Here is a 20233-nt window from a genome sequence, read left to right as displayed (position 1 = left end):
CGGCGACAGGCAGGACGAGTAAACGCCATTTATAGTGGGGTCACTTCAGGATATCGCATTGATGATCCTGAAGTTCCTCCGCCGACGCGCGGTTAAGCATCAGCAGATTACGCTCGGTCGCCAGCAAAACAAACGAACCGTCCGACTGCTGCGCCATCGCCAGCGCAAAGCGCCCCATATGGTCGCGCGCTTCCGGCAGCTCTTCTGCCAGCATCATAAACGGGCTGCGCTGGACCAGCTCATTCTCCGTCACCCGACGGGCAAGATATTCATGCCCTTCCAGCCCGCCCGGGAACGGTAACCACTGGGTGCTAATTTGCCCCTGAGCGCCATTGAGCTTCTCGCGCACGTCCGGGCGCAGGCAGGAGATATGAATATGAAAATGGTTTTGCGTGCGGCCAGTTGGGGAGTTGATCGTCAGCGAAATGGCGCTGTCAGGCACCTCTGAGCCGCGCTTCAGCGTCATAAAGCTGCGGGACTGCCACGCCAGCCAGAAAAAGTTCGGCGTGTGAGGCTCGGTCAAAAGGGGACTTTCGGTGCCGTTGATGCGGTACGTGGGCATCAGCAGATACTGCAGCGGGCCGTTGCGGTCTTTAAACACCGCATAGCCTGCATCCGTTTTCACCTGCGCGCACGGCGCGGGGTTGCGGTGTTGAATCTGATTCGGCACGCACTGGTCGAGAACGATATGCCGCAACGCGTTCGGATTACCCGCCTTCATCCAGTACGCGCCGCCAGCGGCCAGGGCGATGACAATCAGGATCAATACGATAATTTTTTTCACAACGCGTTCCCTGTTTTCGATAGAGACGAAAGAGTAACGCAAAATGATGACCAAATAAAAAACCCGGCGGATTTCTCGCACCGGGTCACCGTGTCGTTCGTTGTGTAGCGCTTAGCGTTTGCTGATCTGGTCGAAGGTTCCGCCGTTAGAGAAATGCTCTTTCTGCGCTTTGGTCCAGCCGCCGAAAACATCGTCAATGGTGAAGAGCTTCAGTTTCGGGAATTCGCTGTCGTATTTCTTCGCCACAGCCGGGTCACGCGGGCGATAGAAGTTCTTCGCCGCGATTTCCTGACCTTCCGGTGAGTAGAGATACTTCAGGTAGGCTTCCGCCACCGCTTTGGTGTCTTTCTTCTCAACGACTTTGTCGACCACGGAGACGGTCGGCTCGGCGAGGATAGATTCGCTTGGGGTGACGATCTCGAACTTGTCTTTACCCAGCTCGTTGGTCGCCAGCAGGGCTTCGTTTTCCCACGCAATCAGCACGTCGCCGATGCCGCGCTCAACGAAGGTGTTGGTTGCGCCGCGCGCGCCGGAATCCAGCACTTCGACGTTTTTAAACAGCGCTTTCACGAATTCCTGCGCTTTAGCCTGGTCACCGTTGTTGTGGTGCAGGGCGTAGCCCCAGGCCGCCAGGTAGTTCCAGCGCGCGCCGCCGGAGCTTTTCGGGTTCGGGGTAATCACGGAAACGCCCGGTTTGATCAGGTCGTTCCAGTCCTTAATTTGTTTCGGGTTGCCTTTACGCACCAGGAAAACGATGGTCGAGGTGTATGGCGCGGAGTTATCCGGCAGACGTTTGATCCAGTTTTTATCAATACGACCACGTTCCGCGATTGCGTCCACGTCGTAGGCCAGCGCCAGGGTCACCACGTCAGCTTCAATGCCGTTAATGACAGACGTTGCCTGTTTGCCCGAGCCGCCGTGAGACTGGCGAATCACCACGTTATCGCCGGTTTCCTGCTTGTAGTGCGCCGCGAAGGCTTTGTTGTATTGATCGTACAGCTCACGCGTCGGGTCGTACGACACGTTCAGTAACTGGATGTCCTTTGCCAGAACGCTGGTCGATGCCAGCAATAATGTTAAACCCACGCCCCATTTATTCATCGCCCAGCTCTCTTGTGTAGTGTTTTGATGAATGCAGCGTGCCAGAAAGCGAATCGATGATTAAAGAATAAAAAAAGATTGGCTATAACGTAGTGGAATAAAAAAGCGTGCACGCATAAAAAAGCCGGGTGGCGGCTACGCCTTACCCGGCTTACGAGTCGTGCTTTTGTAGGCCCGGTAAGCGCAGCGCCACCGGGCAACAGAGCAGATCAGTACAGTTTTTTCGCGCAGTCCAGCCAGTCACCTTTGAACGGACGCTTCATGTTTTCAATCGCGTCGATGATGTCATGGTGTACCAGCTGTTCGTTCTGAATACCGACGCAACGACCGCCATGCCCCTGCAGCAGCAGTTCGATAGCATACGCACCCATACGGGAGGCCAGAATACGGTCGTACGGGCCAGGGGAACCGCCACGCTGGATGTGACCCAGAACGGTCGCACGGGTTTCGCGTTTGGTTTCGGTTTCGATGTACTTCGCCAGCTCGTCAACGTCGCAGATGTGCTCGGTGATGGCGACGATGGCATGTTTTTTACCTTTCGCGATACCGGCTTTGATTTCGTTCACCAGATCTTCACGGCTGAATTCCACTTCCGGTACCACCACGAACTCACAACCACCGGCGATAGCGGCCGCCAGCGTCAGGTCGCCGCAGTAGCGGCCCATCACTTCAACGATGGAGATACGCTGGTGAGAAGAAGAGGTGTCACGCAGGCGGTCAATCGCTTCAACAACGGTACCCAGCGCAGTGAAGTAACCGATGGTGTAGTCAGTGCCTTTGATGTCGTTATCGATGGTGCCAGGCAGACCGATGCACGGGAAGCCCATTTCGGTCAGACGTTTTGCACCCATATAAGAGCCGTCACCACCGATAACAACCAGCGCGTCCAGGCCACGTTTCTTCATGTTTTCGATAGCCACTTCGCGAACGTGTTCATCACGGAATTCCGGGAAGCGTGCAGAACCGAGGAAGGTACCGCCACGGTTGATCATGTCAGACACGCTGTAGCGGTCCAGTTGAACCATGCGGTCTTCGTACAGACCCAGGTAACCGTCATAAACGCCAAACACTTCCAGACCTTCCGTCAGTGCTGCACGGACAACACCACGAATTGCCGCGTTCATGCCCGGCGCATCACCGCCGCTTGTCAACACACCGATTTTCTTAATCATGACTACCTCTGAACTTAGGAATGCAAAATTGAAATCTGTTGCCGGAAGAAACTGTTCGACCAACGAATACTGCAAATAGTATATCAATCGCTTCCAGCTGAATTGATTCAGGTCAGACCAAATGGCGGTAATTTATACACAAAATGCTGGCCTGGCTCACTTTTTTACAACGAATTACGAAAGCTCAACATGTCCGGGTACAACCGAGCAGGGATCCTGGTGAATGATGACGTCCGAACCAGGAAAACGCTGCAAAATCGCCTGCTCGACCTGCTCAGCTATAACGTGAGCCTGAACCAACGGCAGGTTGTCTTCCATTTCAATGTGGATCTGTATAAAGCGGGTCGGCCCTGACTGCCGCGTACGAAGATCGTGGGCACCGCTGACGCCGGGCCAGTGGGTCACGATGGCAAAAATTTCATCACGTTCTGCATCAGGCAGCGCACGGTCAAGAAGCGATTGCACCGCTTCATATCCCATCCGTAAGGCGCTATATAAGATATAGACCCCTATCCCTAACGCAAACAATGCATCGGCCCGATGCCAGCCATACCAGGCCAGACCGAGCGCAATAAGAATAGCCCCATTCATCATAACATCAGACTGATAATGAAGCATATCCGCCCGTACAGCCTGGCTTTGTGTTTTACGCACGACCCAGCGCTGGAACGTTACCAGAACAAGTGTGCTAATAAGTGCAATGACCGTGACGATCACGCCGACACCGGGATCGTTCATCGGTGAGGGTGAAATGAGATGCTGAATACCGGTCAAAAACAGGAACAGCGCGGAGCCAGAAATAAACATGCTTTGCGCCAGCGCCGCGAGCGATTCGGCTTTTCCGTGTCCAAACGTGTGCTCTTCATCCGCCGGTTGCAGCGAATAGCGCACCACCAGCAGGTTGGTCAGCGAGGCGGCAATATCCACTAAAGAATCCACCAGCGCCGCCAGAATACTGACCGAGCCGGTGTACCACCATGCGAAAATTTTGATAACCAGCAAACACGACGCCATTATCGTCGCGGCGATTGCGGCCCGGCTTACCAGCCGTCCATAGGATTGATTCATAAACACTCCTGTCATGCCATGGCGCTAGTATAACGGATGGTTGCGGAGTCAAAGGATGAATAAACGGTTAACAAAAGAGAATGACGGGCAAAAAAAACCCCCACATCATGTGGGGGAAGACAGGGATGGTGTCTATGGCAAGGAAAACAGGGTTTACTGGTTACTACGGGTACTGCTATTGCTACTGAAAAGCGTCGTTTCTGAGCTTCGCTGCATCCGTGCAACCTTACGCAACTGGTCCATCCGTTGCTGATGTTTATCGTTCAAAACCGCTTGCTGCTCGGGCGATAGCAGATGGAACATCTGGTTGCGGACCTTCGCCATCTCTACCTGGCGGGCAACCTGTTCCTGTGCCATTTTTTCTGCCTGAGCGCGTACAGCGCTTTCGTCAAAATTTTCTGCGGTGACAAGGCGATGCATTGTCTCCATTTCGCTAACATTAACAGGGGGCTGGTCGTGTCTTGCCCTCTGCATCAGATCTCGCATCTGTTGACGCTGATGTTCGGTTAAACTTATGCCGTCAAACATATGGCTTTGGCCGCTGTGCTGCGTTGCACCCTCTTGCGAGGAACTGTTATCGCCGATGATAGCTACAGCAGCCTGGCTAAACGCACTGAACGCCAGCGTTGAGGCCATGACGGCAGCGGTAACTTTGCGCATCACTTGCTCCCAAAATCTTTCGTGTCGCGATTCAACGAGAGACAGTCTACGATTCAGGCTGCAAACATGCGTCAGGGGGTGTAAAACAACGTAAAGTCATGGATTAGATAGCCTTGATGTCGTAATTTCTGCCTCGGAGGTATTTAAACAATGAATAAAATCCTGTTAGTTGATGATGACCGAGAGCTCACATCTCTTTTAAAGGAGTTGCTCGACATGGAAGGTTTCAACGTCCTGGTTGCCCACGATGGCGAGCAGGCGCTGAGTCTCCTTGACGACAGCATCGATTTACTTTTGCTCGACGTGATGATGCCGAAGAAAAACGGCATTGATACGTTGAAAGAGCTTCGCCAGACACACCAGACCCCCGTTATCATGCTGACCGCGCGCGGCAGCGAACTTGACCGCGTACTCGGCCTTGAGCTGGGCGCGGATGACTATTTACCGAAGCCGTTCAACGACCGTGAACTGGTGGCCCGTATTCGCGCGATCCTGCGTCGTTCCCACTGGAGCGAGCAGCAGCAGAATACCGACAACAGCTCACCAACGCTGGAAGTGGACTCCCTGAGCCTGAACCCGGGCCGTCAGGAAGCGAGCTTCGACGGAGAAACGCTGGAACTGACCGGCACCGAGTTCACCCTGCTTTACCTGCTGGCGCAGCATCTCGGCCAGGTGGTATCGCGTGAACATTTAAGTCAGGAAGTGCTGGGCAAACGCCTCACCCCGTTTGACCGCGCCATCGACATGCACATCTCTAACCTGCGCCGCAAGCTGCCGGAGCGTAAAGACGGTCACCCATGGTTTAAAACCCTGCGTGGTCGCGGTTATCTGATGGTTTCCGCTTCATGATAGGCAGCTTAACCGCCCGCATCTTCGCCATCTTCTGGCTGACGCTGGCACTGGTTTTAATGCTCGTTTTGATGTTGCCAAAACTCGACTCACGCCAGATGACGGAGCTTCTCGACAGCGAGCAACGTCAGGGCGTGATGATCGAGCAGCACGTGGAAGCCGAGCTGGCAAACGATCCGCCGAACGATTTAATGTGGTGGCGCAGATTATTTCGCGCTATCGACAAGTGGGCGCCGCCCGGACAACGCCTGCTGCTGGTCACCAGCGAAGGCCGCGTCATTGGGGCCGATCGCAATGAAATGCAGATTATCCGTAACTTCATTGGCCAGGCGGATAACGCCGATCACCCACAGAAGAAGAAATATGGTCGGGTAGAGATGGTTGGCCCTTTCTCGGTTCGGGATGGGGAAGATAACTATCAGCTCTACCTGATTCGCCCTGCGAGTAACTCCCAGTCCGATTTCATCAACCTGCTGTTTGACCGCCCTCTGCTGCTGCTGATTGTCACCATGCTGGTCAGCTCGCCGCTGCTGTTATGGCTGGCGTGGAGCCTGGCAAAACCGGCGCGTAAGCTGAAAAATGCGGCGGATGAAGTGGCTCAGGGTAACCTGCGACAACACCCTGAACTGGAAGCAGGGCCGCAGGAATTCCTTGCCGCCGGGACCAGTTTTAACCAGATGGTGAGCGCGCTGGATCGCATGATGACCGCGCAGCAACGTCTGCTGTCGGATATCTCCCACGAGCTGCGCACCCCGCTCACGCGCTTACAGCTGGGTACCGCCCTGCTGCGACGCCGCAGCGGTGAGAGCAAAGAGCTGGAGCGTATTGAGACGGAAGCCCACCGCCTGGACAGCATGATTAACGACCTGCTGGTGATGTCGCGCAATCAGCAGAAAAACGCGCTGGTGAGCGAAACGGTCAAAGCCAATCACCTGTGGCACGAGGTGCTGGATAACGCGGCGTTTGAAGCGGAACAGATGGGTAAATCCTTCACCGTTAACTTCCCGCCGGGACCATGGCCGCTGTACGGTAACCCCAACACGCTGGAAAGCGCGCTGGAGAATATTGTGCGTAACGCCCTGCGCTATTCGCACACGAAGATTGAGGTGGCGTTCTCGGTGGATAAAGACGGGATCACCATCATCGTGGACGATGACGGCCCTGGCGTCAGCCCGGAAGATCGCGAACAGATTTTCCGTCCGTTCTACCGTACCGACGAAGCGCGCGACCGCGAATCAGGCGGCACGGGGCTGGGACTGGCGATTGTTGAAACCGCCATGCAGCAGCACCGCGGATGGGTGAAAGCCGACGACAGCCCGCTGGGCGGGTTGCGGTTAACGCTGTGGCTACCGTTGTATAAGCGTTCGTAGTTCTCTGGCACCGTATTGTAGGCCCGGTAAGCGCAGCGCCACCGGGCAATAACAACGCAGAGGCAAAAATGCCGGGTGGCGGCTTCGCCTTACCCGGCCTACATTCTTCCGTGGGCTATTCCCCCCACAATCTCCGAGAATTATCCTCGATCTTGCCGCTTACGCGCCGCTTCTGCATGGTTCTGGTCCAGCTGGTCGATAACCCCGCCGCCGACAGCAGGCGATGGTACTGCTCGTCGTCAAACGGCATATGCCACGCAATGGCGCAGGCGTCATACACCGAGACATCGCTCAGCCGCGACGCGAGCTCCAGCGGCGCGTCCGCGGAAACCTGCCCTGCCAGCACCACGCGGTACAGCCAGCCAGTTTTACCCGCATTTTGCAGCTGCTCGGACATATCGCTGATGCCAAAATGGTAGTTGAGCTTGAAGCACGGCGAGCGCGGCTGCGTCACCTGAATCAGGGCGTCACCCCAGCGGTAAATATCACCGATAAACACATTTTTTTCGGTCAGCCCTTCGGTCGAGAGGTTCTCGCCAAACGCGGGGGCAACAAACAGCTCCGCCTGTTCGGGGAATTCGGCTTTCCAGTGATGATAGTGCTCGCGCGGATAGTGGCACAGCGCGCGCTCGGGCCCGCCGTGGATTTTCTTTTCGGCCTGCTCGTCACCCGCCAACCCGAGGTCGGTTAGCGTCAGCTCGCCGTCGACCTGAATTTTAGCGATGGCGCTCGGGCGGCTGCCGTCATACTCCCTGACCTTGCCTGTAAACACATTCACCGGGTAATGCATTGCTGCCTCCATTACGCAGATACAAAAAAAGCGAGTCATAAGACTCGCTTCTCACAGGCGTCAATGCAACCTTATTTTTTAGCGGCGAAACGCGCTGCTGCTTCGTCCCAGTTCACCACGTCCCAGAAGGCTTTGATGTAGTCCGGGCGACGGTTCTGGAATTTCAGGTAGTAAGCGTGCTCCCACACGTCCAGGCCCACGATTGGGAAGCCGGATGCGCCAGAGATCGCTTCACCCATCAGCGGGGAGTCCTGGTTAGCGGTAGAAACCACCGCCAGCTTGTCGCCTTTCAGAACCAGCCACGCCCAGCCAGAGCCGAAACGGGTTGCAGCGGCTTTTTCGAATTCCGCTTTGAAGTTGTCAACGGAACCGAAGTCGCGCTCGATAGCCGCTTTCAGGTCGCCCTGCAGGGTGGTACCGGTTTTCAGACCTTTCCAGAACAGGCTGTGGTTAGCGTGGCCGCCCGCATTGTTACGCAGAACGGTTTTCTTGTCCGCTGGCAGCTGGTCCAGCTTGGTGATCAGCTCTTCAGCAGGCAGGTTAGCGAACTCAGGCAGGCTTTCCAGCGCGGCGTTCGCGTTGTTCACATAGGTCTGGTGGTGTTTAGTGTGATGGATTTCCATCGTCTGCTTGTCGAAATGCGGTTCCAGTGCGTCGTAGGCATACGGCAGGGATGGCAGTGTATAACTCATAATCCTCTCCATTATTGTCGGGCGGCACAGCTGTTAATGCCGCGTAAGCAGTTGGTTCATTATAGTTAATTAAATGATATTGAAAATGATTATCAATGCCGTAGTTTTTATAAGGTTATTCAGTTTTCGATTAATGGCGGAAATGTGAGTCTGCTCACGCGGTTAACGTGCTGATTGCCATCCAGAACAAAAGTGCGGCAACCTTCTGAAGGTTCCCAAACCGCCTAATTTTTACACTCATCAAGTCGGCGGGAAGCCACCGACTATAAAAACGATGAGGATGTAAAAATGAATCATGCGATTACGGTGGGTATCTTCTGGCATTTGATAGGCGCGGCCAGTGCTGCCTGTTTCTATGCCCCGTTTAAAAAAGTGAAAGGCTGGTCATGGGAAACCATGTGGTCCGTTGGCGGTACCGTGTCATGGCTGATTTTGCCGTGGACCATTAGCGCCATGCTGCTCCCGGATTTCTGGGGCTACTTCTCCTCCTTCAGCGCCTCTACCCTACTGCCGGTGTTTCTGTTCGGCGCGATGTGGGGCATCGGCAACATCAACTACGGCCTCACCATGCGCTATCTCGGCATGTCGATGGGCATCGGCATCGCGATTGGCATTACGCTTATCGTCGGCACCCTGATGACGCCGATCCTCAACGGCAACTTCGACGTGCTGATCAACACCCAGGGCGGACGAATGACGCTGCTGGGCGTGCTGGTCGCGGTGATCGGCGTGGGTATCGTCACCCGCGCGGGCCAGCTGAAAGAGCGCAAGATGGGCATCAGGGCCGAAGACTTCAACCTGAAGAAAGGGCTGCTGCTGGCGGTGATGTGCGGCATCTTCTCGGCGGGCATGTCGTTCGCCATGAACGCCGCCAAACCGATGCACGAAGCGGCCGCGGCGCTGGGCGTTGACCCGCTGTACGCTGCCCTGCCAAGCTACGTGGTGATCATGGGCGGCGGCGCGCTGGTGAACCTCGGCTTCTGCTTCATTCGTCTGGCAAAAGTGAAGAACCTGTCGGTAAAAGCCGATTTCTCGCTGGCAAAACCGCTCATCATCACTAACGTGCTGCTCTCCGCTCTCGGCGGCCTGATGTGGTACCTGCAGTTCTTCTTCTACGCCTGGGGCCACGCCAGCATTCCGGCGCAGTACGACTACATGAGCTGGATGCTGCACATGAGCTTCTACGTGCTGTGCGGCGGGTTGGTTGGACTGGTGCTGAAGGAGTGGAACAATGCCGGGCGTCGTCCAGTGGGCGTGCTGAGCCTGGGCTGCGTGGTGATTATCATTGCCGCCAACATCGTTGGCCTCGGCATGGCGAACTGACTACGCCGCCTTTCGACTGCGATGACGCCACTGAACCGGCGTCATCCCTACCTCGCGGTTAAACACCACCGAAAAGTAGTTGCTGTCCTCAAAGCCGCAGCGCATTGCCACTTCACTCACCATCAGCTCCGTATGCTGAAGCAGATACTGGGCGTGGCAGATGCGCAGCTGGCGCAGGTAGTGGTTCACCGTCATCCCCGTCTGGGTGCGGAACTGCTGGCGCAGCGCGCGCTCGCTGCACTGCTCCTGCTCGCAGAATTTCTCCAGCACGAAGCTTTTGTTCAGGCTGCCCGCAAGCGTGGTGATGAGCTTATCCAGCAGCGCTTCCTGCGTCGTGGCGGAGGGGTTGTCGGTGGCGTAACGGTGGCGTTTCAGCGTCATCACCAGCTGGGCGAAAAGCAGCTCCGCCATCTGGTTGGCGACCGGGTCGCTCTTCTGACTCTCCTGCTCCAGCTGAGAGATAACCTGCCGAACCTGGGTCATGCCGCCGCTGCTTAAGCGCCAGTGCGGTTCTCCTCGGGCATCAAGAAAACCGGGGATGTTGGCCGCCCAGTCGACGTTAAGCCTGAGCCTGTCCGGGCAGTAGATGACGTTTTGCAGCACCAGGTCGTTAACCGAGGCGTAGGAGTGTTTATCTTCGGCGCGGATGTAGAACAGATCCCCGCGCGTGATGCGGTAGGGTCGGTCGTTGAGGACGTGCAGGCCGTTGCCGCGCCACACCAGCACCAGCTCGCAAAACTCGTGGGTATGCTCGGCAAAGACGTTTTGCGGGTAGCGATCGGCCACCGCGACGGCCTGACTCGTGGAGGCAAAAAAATCATCTTTGCGAAGGATTAACTGAGCAGCCACACCACGACCTCTGTGCCGAAAAACCTGACATTATTAGCTTTATTGCGGCAATAAAACGGTGACTGCCCTCGCGTTACTGAAGCAATGCGTCTTTTCCCTGACGAATATCGCGCGGAGACCAGCTAAACTCCCGACGGAAAAGCGTCGAAAAGTGGTTACTGTCGCCGAAACCGCAGCGATAGGCGATATCCGTGACGCTTTCGTCAGTATGGCGTAAAAGATGACGCGCTTTGATTAACCGCAGGCGGTTAAGGTAGCGCTGGGGCGTCAGCCCGGTGTGCTGCTTCAGCTGGCGATGCAGAGTGCGCAGCGACAGCGAAAAATCATCCGCCAGCGTTTCCCAGCAGACATCTTCGGCGAAATGGTCTTCCAGCCAGGCCATCAGATGGTTCAGCCGGGCGTCGTTGTTTTCCAGCCCCTCCACCAGACTACTGCGGCGCAGCAGCACCAGCAGCTGCATAAACAGCAGCTCGCGGGTGGCAATGACGTGCGTCTCCGGCCCGTCCTCGCTCTGCTCCATCTGGCTCACCAGCTGTCGCACCTGCTGTAAGGTGGACTGATTCACCCGCCAGTGCGACGGATAGTGTCCGTCCTGCTCCTGCGGCAGCAGCTGATTCAGCCCGGAGAGAAACTGGAACGCGTCCGGGGAACGATAGAGCACGTTGGTCAGGCACAGGTTGTCGGTATGTTCATACAGGTGCCTGTCGTGGTCCCGCACGAAGCACACGGTGCCGCCGCTGATGGTGTACGGCTGGCCGTTAAACACGTGAATGCCCGTCCCGTGCTCAACAATCACAATCTCATGAAAATCATGATGATGCTCCGGGAACGCGGCCTGAGGGAGCCGCGGCTCAATCGCGACGGGCGACCCTCCTGCAGGGAAAAAATCCACGCTGTGTAGTACGGTCATAACGGCCCCCACCAATGAGAAATGTTCTCAAAATAGTAATTAAGGCCTTGCGCCCTCACCTTAAATTTTCGGCAGCAAACCTCGCAAAAGCTGTCCGTTTTTCAAGAAACCAGCGGAAAGATCGGGAAATGCGGTAAGCGTCACACTGCCTGAAAACCCCGCTATTACTGGAAACTGTGAACTCCCTCACGTTCATCTTTGCTTTCTTGCCAGCGCCGGATTTGGCCTGTCAGTGGCGAGAAGGTGCCTTTTTCTTCCCTTTCTTACACTCACCGCTAATGAATTAAGAAAGGATCCGACCATGACTTTTCGCCATTGTGTCGCTGTTGATTTAGGCGCTTCCAGCGGCCGCGTAATGCTCGCCATCTGGGACTGTAGCCAGCGCACACTTTCGCTTCGCGAAATGCACCGTTTCGCCAACTGCCTGAAAAAGCAGGACAGTGTTGAGACCTGGGATATCGATGCCCTGGAGGCGGAGATCCGCACCGGGCTGAACAACGTCTGCAACGACGGCATTCGTATCGACAGCATCGGTATTGATACCTGGGGCGTGGACTATGTGCTGCTGGACGGTAACGGCGAGCGCGTCGGCCTGCCCGTCTCCTACCGCGACAGCCGTACCGACGGCCTGATGGCGCACGCCATCGCCCAGCTTGGCAAGGACAACATCTACGGGCGCAGCGGCATTCAGTTTCTGCCGTTTAACACGCTGTACCAGCTGCGCGCTCTCGTCGAGCAGCAGCCGGAGCTGGTCACGAACGTGGCCCACGCGCTGCTGATCCCGGATTACCTGAGCTACCGCCTGACCGGCAATATGAACTGGGAATACACCAACGCCACCACCACCCAACTGGTGAACATCAACACCGATAACTGGGACGAAAACCTGCTGGCGTGGACGGGCGCATCGCCATCCTGGTTCGGCACGCCAACGCACCCCGGAAATGTGATCGGTCAGTGGATTTGCCCCCAGGGGAATGAAATCCCCGTCGTTGCCGTCGCCAGCCACGATACCGCCAGCGCGGTCATTGCCTCGCCGCTCGCCAGCAAAGACGCGGCATACCTTTCTTCCGGCACCTGGTCGCTGATGGGCTTTGAGAGCAAAACGCCGTACACCAGCGATGCTGCGATGGCGGCGAACATCACTAACGAAGGTGGTGCGGAAGGGCGCTATCGCGTGCTGAAAAATATCATGGGCCTGTGGCTGCTCCAGCGCGTGCTGAAAGAGCAAAACGTTACCGACCTGCCTGCGCTTATCGCGGAGACCGAAACGCTGAAGGCCTGCACCTTCCTGATCAACCCGAACGATAACCGCTTTATCAACCCGGCGCACATGAGCGCCGAAATCCAGACCGCCTGTTTCGCCGCCGGGCAGCCGGTGCCGTCCAGCCCGGCAGAGCTCGCGCGCTGCATTTTTGACAGCCTCGCCCTGCTGTATGCCGACATCCTCAGCGAGCTAGCCGATCTGCGCGGCAAGCCGTTCAGCCAGCTGCACATCGTGGGCGGCGGCTGTCAGAACCAGCTGCTGAACCAGCTTTGCGCGGATGCCTGCGGCATCACCGTGGTGGCGGGCCCTGTAGAGGCTTCTACGCTCGGCAATATCGGCATTCAGCTGATGACGCTGGACGAACTCTCCAACGTTGACGACTTCCGTTCGGTGGTGGCGGCGAACGCCAGCCTGACCACCTTCACCCCCAATCCCTGCCATGAGATTGCCCGCTACCGGGCGCAGTTTCAGCAAAAACGACTGACTAAGGAGCTTTGCGCATGACCACTCAATTAGAACAAGCCTGGGACCTGGCTAAACAGCGTTTCGCCGCCGTCGGCGTGGATGTCGAAGAGGCCCTGCGCCAGCTCGACCGTCTTCCCGTCTCTATGCACTGCTGGCAGGGCGATGACGTCGCCGGTTTCGAGAACCCGGGCGGTTCCCTGACGGGTGGTATTCAGGCCACGGGTAATTATCCGGGCAAAGCGCGTAACGCGACCGAGCTGCGCGCCGACCTGGAGCTGGCCCTGAGCCTGATCCCGGGACCAAAGCGCCTGAACCTGCACGCGATTTACCTCGAATCCGACGAGCCGGTGGCGCGCAACGAAATCAAACCGGAACACTTTAAGAACTGGGTGGAGTGGGCAAAAGCCAATAAGCTGGGCCTGGATTTCAACCCGTCCTGCTTCTCGCATCCGCTGAGCGCGGACGGTTTTACCCTCGCCCACGCGGACGATGAAATCCGTCAGTTCTGGATCGACCACGTGAAGGCCAGCCGCCGCGTGTCTGCGTACTTTGGCGAGCAGCTCGGCACGCCGTCGGTGATGAACATCTGGATCCCGGACGGCATGAAGGACATCACCGTCGACCGTCTGGCTCCGCGCCAGCGCCTGCTGGCCGCGCTGGATGAGGCCATCAGCGAGAAGCTGGACCCGGCGCACCACATCGACGCCGTGGAGAGCAAGCTGTTCGGCATTGGCGCCGAGAGCTACACCGTCGGTTCGAACGAGTTCTACATGGGGTACGCCACCAGCCGCCAGACCGCGCTGTGCCTGGATGCCGGTCACTTCCATCCGACCGAGGTGATCTCCGACAAAATCTCCGCTGCCATGCTCTACGTGCCGCGCCTGCTGCTGCACGTCAGCCGCCCGGTGCGCTGGGACAGCGACCACGTGGTGCTGCTGGATGACGAAACCCAGGCGATTGCGAGCGAAATCATCCGCCACGACCTCTTTGACCGCGTCCACATCGGCCTCGACTTCTTCGATGCCTCCATCAACCGCATCGCAGCGTGGGTTATCGGCACCCGCAACATGAAGAAAGCCCTGCTGCGGGCGCTGCTGGAGCCTGTCGCCACGCTGAAACAGCTGGAGGCTAACGGTGACTACACCGCGCGTCTGGCGCTGCTGGAAGAGCAGAAATCCCTGCCGTGGCAGGCGGTGTGGGAAATGTACTGCCAGCGTAACGATGCGCCTGCGGGCAGCCAGTGGCTGGACAACGTGCGGGCGTATGAGAAAGACGTTCTTGCCGCTCGTCAGTAAAAAAACATCGCCCGGCGGCGCGTTGCTTGCCGGGCCTACAGGTAAAAGTAGGCCGGGTAAGCGTAGCGCCACCCGGCATTTTCAAAGGAAACACAGAATGCAGACCATCACCACTTCCTGGTTCGTCCAGGGCATGATCAAAGCCACCTCTGACGCCTGGCTGAAGGGTTGGGACGAGCGCAACGGCGGCAACCTGACGCTGCGCCTGGACGACGCGGATATCGAACCCTTCGCGGCCGATTTCCACCAGAAGCCGCGCTATATCGCACTGAGCCAGCCGATGCCGCTGCTCGCCAACACGCCGTTTATCGTCACCGGTTCTGGGAAGTTTTTCCGTAACGTCCAGCTCGACCCGCAGGCCAACCTCGGCGTGGTGAAGGTGGACAGCGACGGCGCGGGCTACCACATTCTGTGGGGTCTGACCGATGAAGCGGTGCCAACCTCTGAACTGCCGGCACACTTCCTCTCCCACTGCGAGCGCATTAAGGCCACCAACGGCAAAGACCGCGTGATCATGCACTGTCACGCCACCAACCTGATCGCCCTGACCTACGTGCTGGAAAACAGCGCTGATTTTATTACCCGCAAGCTGTGGGAAGGCAGCACCGAGTGTCTGGTGGTGTTCCCGGACGGCGTCGGCATTTTGCCGTGGATGGTGCCGGGTACCGACGAAATTGGCCAGGCAACCGCCGTGGATATGCAAAAACATTCACTGGTGCTGTGGCCGTTCCACGGCGTGTTTGGCAGCGGCCCTACGCTTGATGAAACCTTTGGCCTGATCGACACCGCCGAGAAATCCGCGGAGGTGCTGGTGAAGGTCTATTCCATGGGCGGCATGAAGCAGACCATCACCCGGGAAGAGCTGATCGCCCTGGGCAAACGCTTTAGCGTCACCCCGATGCAGTCCGCGTTAGATCTGTACCCATAACAACATCGCGCCCCGCTCACCGAGACGGGGCGAAAACCACCTGCAATCCCTACAACTAACTCAAGTCAGTGGAGTAAAAGCAATGAAAATAAAGACAAGCTTGATCCTCACCGTTGCCGCTCTGGCGTTGTCCGGTTCCGCTTTAGCTGAAGTGAAAATCGCCCTGGTGGCGAAGTCCTTAGGGAATGGATTCTTCGAAGCAGCGAACGTCGGCGCGCAGGAGGCGGCCAAAGAGTTAGGCGATGTAAAAGTGATTTATACCGGCCCGACCACCACCACGGCAGAAGCGCAGATCGAGGTGCTGAACGGACTGATCGCCCAGGGCGTGGATGCGATCGCGATTTCCGCGAACGATCCGGACGCCTTGGTCCCAGTACTGAAAAAAGCGATGCAGCGCGGCATCAAGGTGGTGTCGTGGGATTCTGGCGTAGCGAAAGCCGGGCGTCAGATCCACCTGAACCCGTCCAATAACGCCCTGATTGGTGAAACCAACGTCAAGCTCGCCGCCGACGCGCTGAAGGCGCTGAACGTCGAGAAAGGCGACGTGGCGGTGCTGAGCGCAACGCCAACTTCCACCAACCAGAACACCTGGATTGCGGAGATGAAAAAGGTGCTGCCGAAGTACCCGTCGGTCAATCTGGTGACCGTGGCCTACGGCGACGATCTCTCTGATAAAAGCTATCGCGAGGCGGTCGGCCTGCTGAAAACCTACCCTGATTTGAAAGTGATCGTTTCACCGTCGTCCGTGGGCATTGTCGCTGCGGCGCAGGCGGTGAAAGACCAGGGCAAGATCGGCAAAGTGTACGTCACCGGGTTAGGCCTGCCGTCTGAAATGGCGGGCGCGGTGAAATCCGGCGCGAGCAAAAGCTTTGCCATCTGGAACCCGATTGACCTGGGCTATGCGGCAACCTATTTAGCAGACGATCTGGTGAAAGGCACCGCCACGAAGGGCGAGGCCAGCATGGGCAAGCTGGGCAAAGTGAAGCTGGATGCCGACGGCAACGGGGCGATGGCCGAGCCGTTCGTCTACGATGCCAGCAATATTGATAAGTTCTCGAAAATCTTTTGATCCTTTCCCCCCTCACCCCACCCCCTCTCCCCAAAGGGGCGAGGGTTAGGGTGAGGGGTAATCTACGGAGAACTATCATGACCCCATTGCTACAGCTTTCTGGCATCACCAAGGTGTTCCCCGGCGTGCGTGCCCTTGAGAACGTGCAGCTTGCGCTCTGGCCCGGCAAAGTGACGGCGCTTATTGGCGAAAACGGCGCGGGCAAGTCGACGCTGGTTAAAGTGATGACCGGCATTTACCAGCCCGACGAGGGCGAGATCCTCTACAAAGCGATCCCCGTTCACCTCCCGACACCGGACTCGGCGCATAAGATCGGCATCACCGCTATTCATCAGGAAACCGTCCTGTTCGATGAACTTTCGGTCACCGAAAATATCTTTGTCGGGCAGTACCTCTACAAAGGCTTTCTGAAAACGCTCGACTGGCCGGAGATGCACCGCCGGGCGCAGGCGATCCTCAGCCGTCTTGAGGTGCAAATCGACCCGCGCGCGACGCTAAAAACATTGAGCATCGCCCAGCGCCACATGGTTGCCATCGCCCGCGCGCTGTCGTTTGAGGCGCAGGTGGTTATTCTTGATGAACCTACAGCGGCGCTGTCGCAGCACGAAATCCTCGAGTTTTACCAAATCGTTGAGCGCCTGAAGCAGGAGGGCAAGGCCATCCTGTTTATCTCCCACAAGTTCGACGAAATCTTCGAACTTGCAGATCACTACACCATTTTGCGCGACGGCGTGTTCGTCGGAGAAGGCGCGATGAGTGCGATAACCGAAGAGCGGATGGTATCGATGATGGTCGGGCGCGCCATCACCCAGACCTTCCCGAAGGTGGCGTGCGAAAAAGGCGAGACGGTGCTGGAGGTAAAAAATCTCTGCCACCCGACCGAGTTCGCCAATATCTCCTTCTCCCTGCGTAAAGGGGAAATCCTCGGCTTCTACGGGCTGGTGGGCGCCGGGCGTACCGAGCTGATGCAGGCGCTTTCCGGCGTCACGCGGCCATCGTCAGGCGAAATTATTCTTAACGGTCAGGCCCGGCGCTTCCGCCAGCCTGCGGATGCGATCAAAGCCGGTATCGTCTGCGTGCCGGAAGAGCGGCAGAAGCAGGGCGCGATTATCGAACTGTCCATTGCCCAAAACATCAGCCTGCCGCAGCTTGGCAAGCTCAACCCGAACGGCGTGCTGCACGACGACCGCGAATGGCGGCTGGCGGATGAATACGCCAAACGCCTGCAGGTGAAAGCCTTTAGCTGGAAGCAGGCGGTGGATACCCTCTCCGGCGGCAACCAGCAAAAGGTGGTTATCGGTAAGTGGCTGGCAACGCATCCTGACGTGATCATCCTCGATGAGCCGACAAAAGGCATTGATATCGGCTCAAAGGCAGCCGTTCATCAATTTATGTCAGAGCTGGTCGGCCAGGGGCTGGCGGTGATTATGGTCTCCTCCGAACTGCCGGAAGTGATGGGCATGGCGGACCGCATCATCGTGATGCACGAAGGGCTGATGGTGGCCGAATACCGGGCGGGTGACGCGACGGCGGAAACCATCGTCAGCGCCGCCAGCGGTGCAAAACAGGAGGCGGCATAATGCTTAACTCGCTGTTAAAACACCGCGAAGCCCTGCTGGGCGCGGTGATTGTGCTGATGGTCATCGCCATCGGCAGCCGCGTGCCGTCGTTTATCACACCGGGTAACCTGGTTGAGATGTTTAACGACACTTCCATTCTGATCGTCCTCGCGCTCGGGCAGATGATGGTGCTGCTCACCAAAGGTATCGACCTGTCGATGGCGGCCAATCTGGCGCTGACCGGGATGATTGTCGCCCTGATTAACGTCCATTACCCGGACGTGCCGGTCTGGGCACTGCTGATCCTCGCCAGCGCGCTCGGGCTGCTGATGGGCGCGATTAACGGCCTGCTGGTGTGGAAGCTGGGCATTCCGGCGATTGTGGTAACGCTCGGCACCATGAGCATCTACCGCGGGATTATCTTTTTGCTCTCCGGCGGCGGCTGGGTGAACGCCAACCAGATGGGCGCGGACTTTCTCGGCCTGCCGCGCGCCTCCGTGCTGGGCCTGCCGGTCCTGAGCTGGTGCGCCGTCGCCGCGCTGCTGCTGGTGGGCTACTTCCTGCGCTACAGCCGTACAGGACGGGCGCTGTATACCGCGGGCGGCAACGCTACGGCGGCGTACTACACCGGGATCAACGCCGGGAAAATGCAGTTTGTCAGCTTCTGCCTCTCCGGGCTGTTGGCCGGGTTCTGCGGGTATCTGTGGATTTCCCGTTTCGCCGTGGCCTATGTCGACGTGGCGAATGGCTTTGAGCTGCAGGTCGTCGCCGCCTGCGTGATTGGCGGCATCAGCACCATGGGCGGCACCGGGCGCGTACTCGGCTGCCTGTTCGGCGCGCTGTTCCTCGGCGTGATAAACAACGCCCTACCGGTGATCGGCGTCTCCCCGTTCTGGCAAATGGCAATTTCCGGCACGGTGATCGTCATTGCGGTGCTGCTGAACGAACGCAGCAACAGGCGTAAAGGACGGCTGATTCTGCGCGACGCGGCGCTGGCACGTCAGAAAATGGCGGTGAAATCATGAGCAAAATGATGGCCTCTGAAGAGATCAAAAACGTGCCTGCTGTGCCGGGCATTTTCCAGCGCCTGCTGTGCTGGGAAGGATTCCTGCTGGCGGTGACGCTGGCGGTGTTCGTGGTGAACGCGCTGGCCTCACCCTACTTCCTCAACGTCTGGAATCTCTCCGACGCGACGTTCAACTTCACCGAAAAAGCGATCATCGTGTTGCCGATGGCGATGCTGATTATCGCCCGGGAAATTGACCTGTCGGTGGCATCCACCATTGCGCTTAGCTCCACGATGATGGGCTTCTGCGCGGCGGCGGGCGTGGATACGCCGCTGCTGGTCTGCGTCGGGCTGGGCGTGGGGCTGCTGTGCGGACTGTTCAACGGCATTCTGGTGACGCGCTTCAACCTGTCGTCCATCGTTATCACCATCGGCACCATGAGCCTGTACCGCGGGATCACCTACATCCTGCTCGGCGATAAGGCGCTGAACAGCTACCCGGAAAGCTTCGCCTGGTTCGGCCAGGGCTACGTCTGGGGCGCGCTGTCGTTTGAGTTCGCGCTGTTTATCGTGCTGGCCGCGGTGTTTGCCTTTGTGCTGCACCGCACCAACTTTGGCCGCCGCACCTACGCCATCGGCAATAACCCGACCGGCGCGTGGTATTCCGGCATCAACGTGAAGCGCCACAACCTGATCCTGTTCGCGCTGGTGGGGCTGATGTCCGGCCTGGCGTCGGTGCTGCTCACCTCGCGCCTGGGCAGCACCCGCCCGACGATTGCGATGGGCTGGGAGCTGGCGGTGGTGACGATGGCGGTGCTCGGCGGCGTCAATATTCTCGGCGGGTCCGGCAGCATGGTGGGCGTGATTATCGCCGCCTTCCTGATGGGACTGGTGACCTTTGGCCTGAGCCTGCTCAACGTGCCCGGCATCGTGATGTCGGTGATTATCGGCGCGATGCTGATCGTGGTGATTTCGCTGCCGATTATTACCCGCCGGGTGATGCAGCGAAGACGGATCTCATAGCCGGGTGGCACTGCGTTTACCCAGCCTACTTAACCGTAGGCCCGCGCAAGCGC

Annotated in this window: 19 protein-coding genes; 10 read left to right on the top strand and 9 right to left on the bottom strand. The window is 57.8% G+C overall.

The features are described 5' to 3' along the window. Positions 1-40: 40 nt before the first annotated feature. The 5 genes from AC2T6E_RS21155 to cpxP form a co-directional block, all read right to left on the bottom strand. Positions 41-784, bottom strand: coding sequence for a CDP-diacylglycerol diphosphatase (locus AC2T6E_RS21155; protein ID WP_486693155.1), 744 nt, complete (start codon positions 782-784; stop codon positions 41-43). A 111-nt stretch (positions 785-895) separates the two neighbouring features. Further along, complete coding sequence (locus tag AC2T6E_RS21150) at positions 896-1885, bottom strand: sulfate ABC transporter substrate-binding protein (protein ID WP_042718182.1); 990 nt, start codon at positions 1883-1885, stop codon at positions 896-898. Between the two features lie 209 nt (positions 1886-2094). Then, positions 2095-3057, bottom strand: a complete 963-nt coding sequence (gene pfkA, locus AC2T6E_RS21145) for a 6-phosphofructokinase (RefSeq protein WP_010436919.1) — start codon at positions 3055-3057, stop codon at positions 2095-2097. 174 nt (positions 3058-3231) lie between these two features. Then, positions 3232-4125: a CDF family cation-efflux transporter FieF gene (fieF, locus tag AC2T6E_RS21140; protein ID WP_010436917.1), complete on the bottom strand. Its 894-nt coding sequence runs from the start codon at positions 4123-4125 to the stop codon at positions 3232-3234. Positions 4126-4278: 153 nt separating this feature from the next. Beyond that, positions 4279-4785: a cell-envelope stress modulator CpxP gene (gene cpxP / locus AC2T6E_RS21135; protein ID WP_010436915.1), complete on the bottom strand. Its 507-nt coding sequence runs from the start codon at positions 4783-4785 to the stop codon at positions 4279-4281. A 150-nt stretch (positions 4786-4935) separates the two neighbouring features. Here cpxP and cpxR point away from each other — a divergent pair, with 150 nt between their 5' ends. Together cpxR and cpxA are read left to right on the top strand one after the other, a co-directional pair. After that, a complete protein-coding gene (cpxR, locus tag AC2T6E_RS21130; RefSeq protein WP_003862004.1) occupies positions 4936-5634 on the top strand; it encodes an envelope stress response regulator transcription factor CpxR in 699 nt (232 codons plus the stop codon). Then, positions 5631-7004 carry an envelope stress sensor histidine kinase CpxA gene (cpxA, locus tag AC2T6E_RS21125; RefSeq protein ID WP_010436910.1) on the top strand — a complete coding sequence of 458 codons (1374 nt, stop codon included), beginning with the start codon at positions 5631-5633 and terminating at the stop codon, positions 7002-7004. The genes cpxR and cpxA overlap by 4 nt, the downstream gene beginning before the upstream one ends. A 115-nt stretch (positions 7005-7119) precedes the next feature. On the opposite strand, the gene yiiM is transcribed toward cpxA, so the two are convergent. Continuing rightward, complete coding sequence (yiiM, locus tag AC2T6E_RS21120; protein WP_486693151.1) at positions 7120-7794, bottom strand: 6-hydroxyaminopurine reductase; 675 nt, start codon at positions 7792-7794, stop codon at positions 7120-7122. Between the two features lie 71 nt (positions 7795-7865). Next, positions 7866-8486, bottom strand: coding sequence for a superoxide dismutase [Mn] (gene sodA, locus AC2T6E_RS21115; protein ID WP_343648232.1), 621 nt, complete (start codon positions 8484-8486; stop codon positions 7866-7868). A gap of 288 nt (positions 8487-8774) precedes the next feature. Here sodA and rhaT point away from each other — a divergent pair, with 288 nt between their 5' ends. Next, complete coding sequence (rhaT, locus tag AC2T6E_RS21110; protein WP_486693148.1) at positions 8775-9809, top strand: L-rhamnose/proton symporter RhaT; 1035 nt, start codon at positions 8775-8777, stop codon at positions 9807-9809. On the opposite strand, the gene rhaR is transcribed toward rhaT, so the two are convergent. Next, on the bottom strand, positions 9810-10658 hold the full coding sequence (rhaR, locus tag AC2T6E_RS21105; RefSeq protein ID WP_486693146.1) for an HTH-type transcriptional activator RhaR: 849 nt from the start codon (positions 10656-10658) through the stop codon (positions 9810-9812). It abuts the gene before it with no gap. A 73-nt stretch (positions 10659-10731) separates the two neighbouring features. After that, positions 10732-11568 carry an HTH-type transcriptional activator RhaS gene (rhaS, locus tag AC2T6E_RS21100; RefSeq protein WP_126816744.1) on the bottom strand — a complete coding sequence of 279 codons (837 nt, stop codon included), beginning with the start codon at positions 11566-11568 and terminating at the stop codon, positions 10732-10734. 301 nt (positions 11569-11869) lie between these two features. Between rhaS (AC2T6E_RS21100) and rhaB the strand changes: the two genes are divergently transcribed. The 7 genes from rhaB (at position 11870) to AC2T6E_RS21065 (ending at position 20180) form a co-directional block, all read left to right on the top strand. After that, positions 11870-13339, top strand: coding sequence for a rhamnulokinase (gene rhaB / locus AC2T6E_RS21095; RefSeq protein ID WP_486693143.1), 1470 nt, complete (start codon positions 11870-11872; stop codon positions 13337-13339). After that, complete coding sequence (gene rhaA / locus AC2T6E_RS21090; protein WP_126816742.1) at positions 13336-14595, top strand: L-rhamnose isomerase; 1260 nt, start codon at positions 13336-13338, stop codon at positions 14593-14595. Before rhaB ends, rhaA begins: the two co-directional genes overlap by 4 nt. Before the next feature lie 97 nt (positions 14596-14692). Then, the gene (rhaD, locus tag AC2T6E_RS21085; RefSeq protein WP_316384210.1) at positions 14693-15523 is read left to right on the top strand and encodes a rhamnulose-1-phosphate aldolase; all 831 of its coding nucleotides are present in this window, start codon (positions 14693-14695) and stop codon (positions 15521-15523) included. Between the two features lie 82 nt (positions 15524-15605). Next, on the top strand, positions 15606-16592 hold the full coding sequence (gene rhaS, locus AC2T6E_RS21080) for a rhamnose ABC transporter substrate-binding protein (protein WP_010436889.1): 987 nt from the start codon (positions 15606-15608) through the stop codon (positions 16590-16592). Between the two features lie 77 nt (positions 16593-16669). Then, positions 16670-18172 carry a sugar ABC transporter ATP-binding protein gene (locus AC2T6E_RS21075; RefSeq protein ID WP_330754683.1) on the top strand — a complete coding sequence of 501 codons (1503 nt, stop codon included), beginning with the start codon at positions 16670-16672 and terminating at the stop codon, positions 18170-18172. Beyond that, positions 18172-19176 carry an ABC transporter permease gene (locus AC2T6E_RS21070; RefSeq protein ID WP_316468381.1) on the top strand — a complete coding sequence of 335 codons (1005 nt, stop codon included), beginning with the start codon at positions 18172-18174 and terminating at the stop codon, positions 19174-19176. Before AC2T6E_RS21075 ends, AC2T6E_RS21070 begins: the two co-directional genes overlap by 1 nt. Further along, positions 19173-20180 carry an ABC transporter permease gene (locus AC2T6E_RS21065; RefSeq protein WP_174340275.1) on the top strand — a complete coding sequence of 336 codons (1008 nt, stop codon included), beginning with the start codon at positions 19173-19175 and terminating at the stop codon, positions 20178-20180. The genes AC2T6E_RS21070 and AC2T6E_RS21065 overlap by 4 nt, the downstream gene beginning before the upstream one ends. Positions 20181-20233: the final 53 nt, after the last annotated feature.

This window comes from Enterobacter sp. B79-1, assembly GCF_057444735.1.
The sequence above is the reverse complement of the archived record's forward strand: the minus strand, read 5'-3'. Positions and strand labels throughout refer to the sequence as shown.

Excerpts from the sequence above, each read along its gene's own strand:
- AC2T6E_RS21150 (WP_042718182.1), bottom strand. The coding sequence starts at position 1,885 with ATGAATAAATGGGGCGTGGGTTTAACATTATTGCTGGCATCGACCAGC.
- pfkA (WP_010436919.1), bottom strand. The coding sequence starts at position 3,057 with ATGATTAAGAAAATCGGTGTGTTGACAAGCGGCGGTGATGCGCCGGGC.
- fieF (WP_010436917.1), bottom strand. The coding sequence starts at position 4,125 with ATGAATCAATCCTATGGACGGCTGGTAAGCCGGGCCGCAATCGCCGCG.
- cpxP (WP_010436915.1), bottom strand. The coding sequence starts at position 4,785 with ATGCGCAAAGTTACCGCTGCCGTCATGGCCTCAACGCTGGCGTTCAGT.
- cpxR (WP_003862004.1), top strand. The coding sequence starts at position 4,936 with ATGAATAAAATCCTGTTAGTTGATGATGACCGAGAGCTCACATCTCTT.
- cpxA (WP_010436910.1), top strand. The coding sequence starts at position 5,631 with ATGATAGGCAGCTTAACCGCCCGCATCTTCGCCATCTTCTGGCTGACG.
- yiiM (WP_486693151.1), bottom strand. The coding sequence starts at position 7,794 with ATGCATTACCCGGTGAATGTGTTTACAGGCAAGGTCAGGGAGTATGAC.
- sodA (WP_343648232.1), bottom strand. The coding sequence starts at position 8,486 with ATGAGTTATACACTGCCATCCCTGCCGTATGCCTACGACGCACTGGAA.
- rhaT (WP_486693148.1), top strand. The coding sequence starts at position 8,775 with ATGAATCATGCGATTACGGTGGGTATCTTCTGGCATTTGATAGGCGCG.
- rhaS (WP_126816744.1), bottom strand. The coding sequence starts at position 11,568 with ATGACCGTACTACACAGCGTGGATTTTTTCCCTGCAGGAGGGTCGCCC.
- rhaB (WP_486693143.1), top strand. The coding sequence starts at position 11,870 with ATGACTTTTCGCCATTGTGTCGCTGTTGATTTAGGCGCTTCCAGCGGC.
- rhaA (WP_126816742.1), top strand. The coding sequence starts at position 13,336 with ATGACCACTCAATTAGAACAAGCCTGGGACCTGGCTAAACAGCGTTTC.
- rhaD (WP_316384210.1), top strand. The coding sequence starts at position 14,693 with ATGCAGACCATCACCACTTCCTGGTTCGTCCAGGGCATGATCAAAGCC.
- rhaS (WP_010436889.1), top strand. The coding sequence starts at position 15,606 with ATGAAAATAAAGACAAGCTTGATCCTCACCGTTGCCGCTCTGGCGTTG.
- AC2T6E_RS21075 (WP_330754683.1), top strand. The coding sequence starts at position 16,670 with ATGACCCCATTGCTACAGCTTTCTGGCATCACCAAGGTGTTCCCCGGC.
- AC2T6E_RS21070 (WP_316468381.1), top strand. The coding sequence starts at position 18,172 with ATGCTTAACTCGCTGTTAAAACACCGCGAAGCCCTGCTGGGCGCGGTG.
- AC2T6E_RS21065 (WP_174340275.1), top strand. The coding sequence starts at position 19,173 with ATGAGCAAAATGATGGCCTCTGAAGAGATCAAAAACGTGCCTGCTGTG.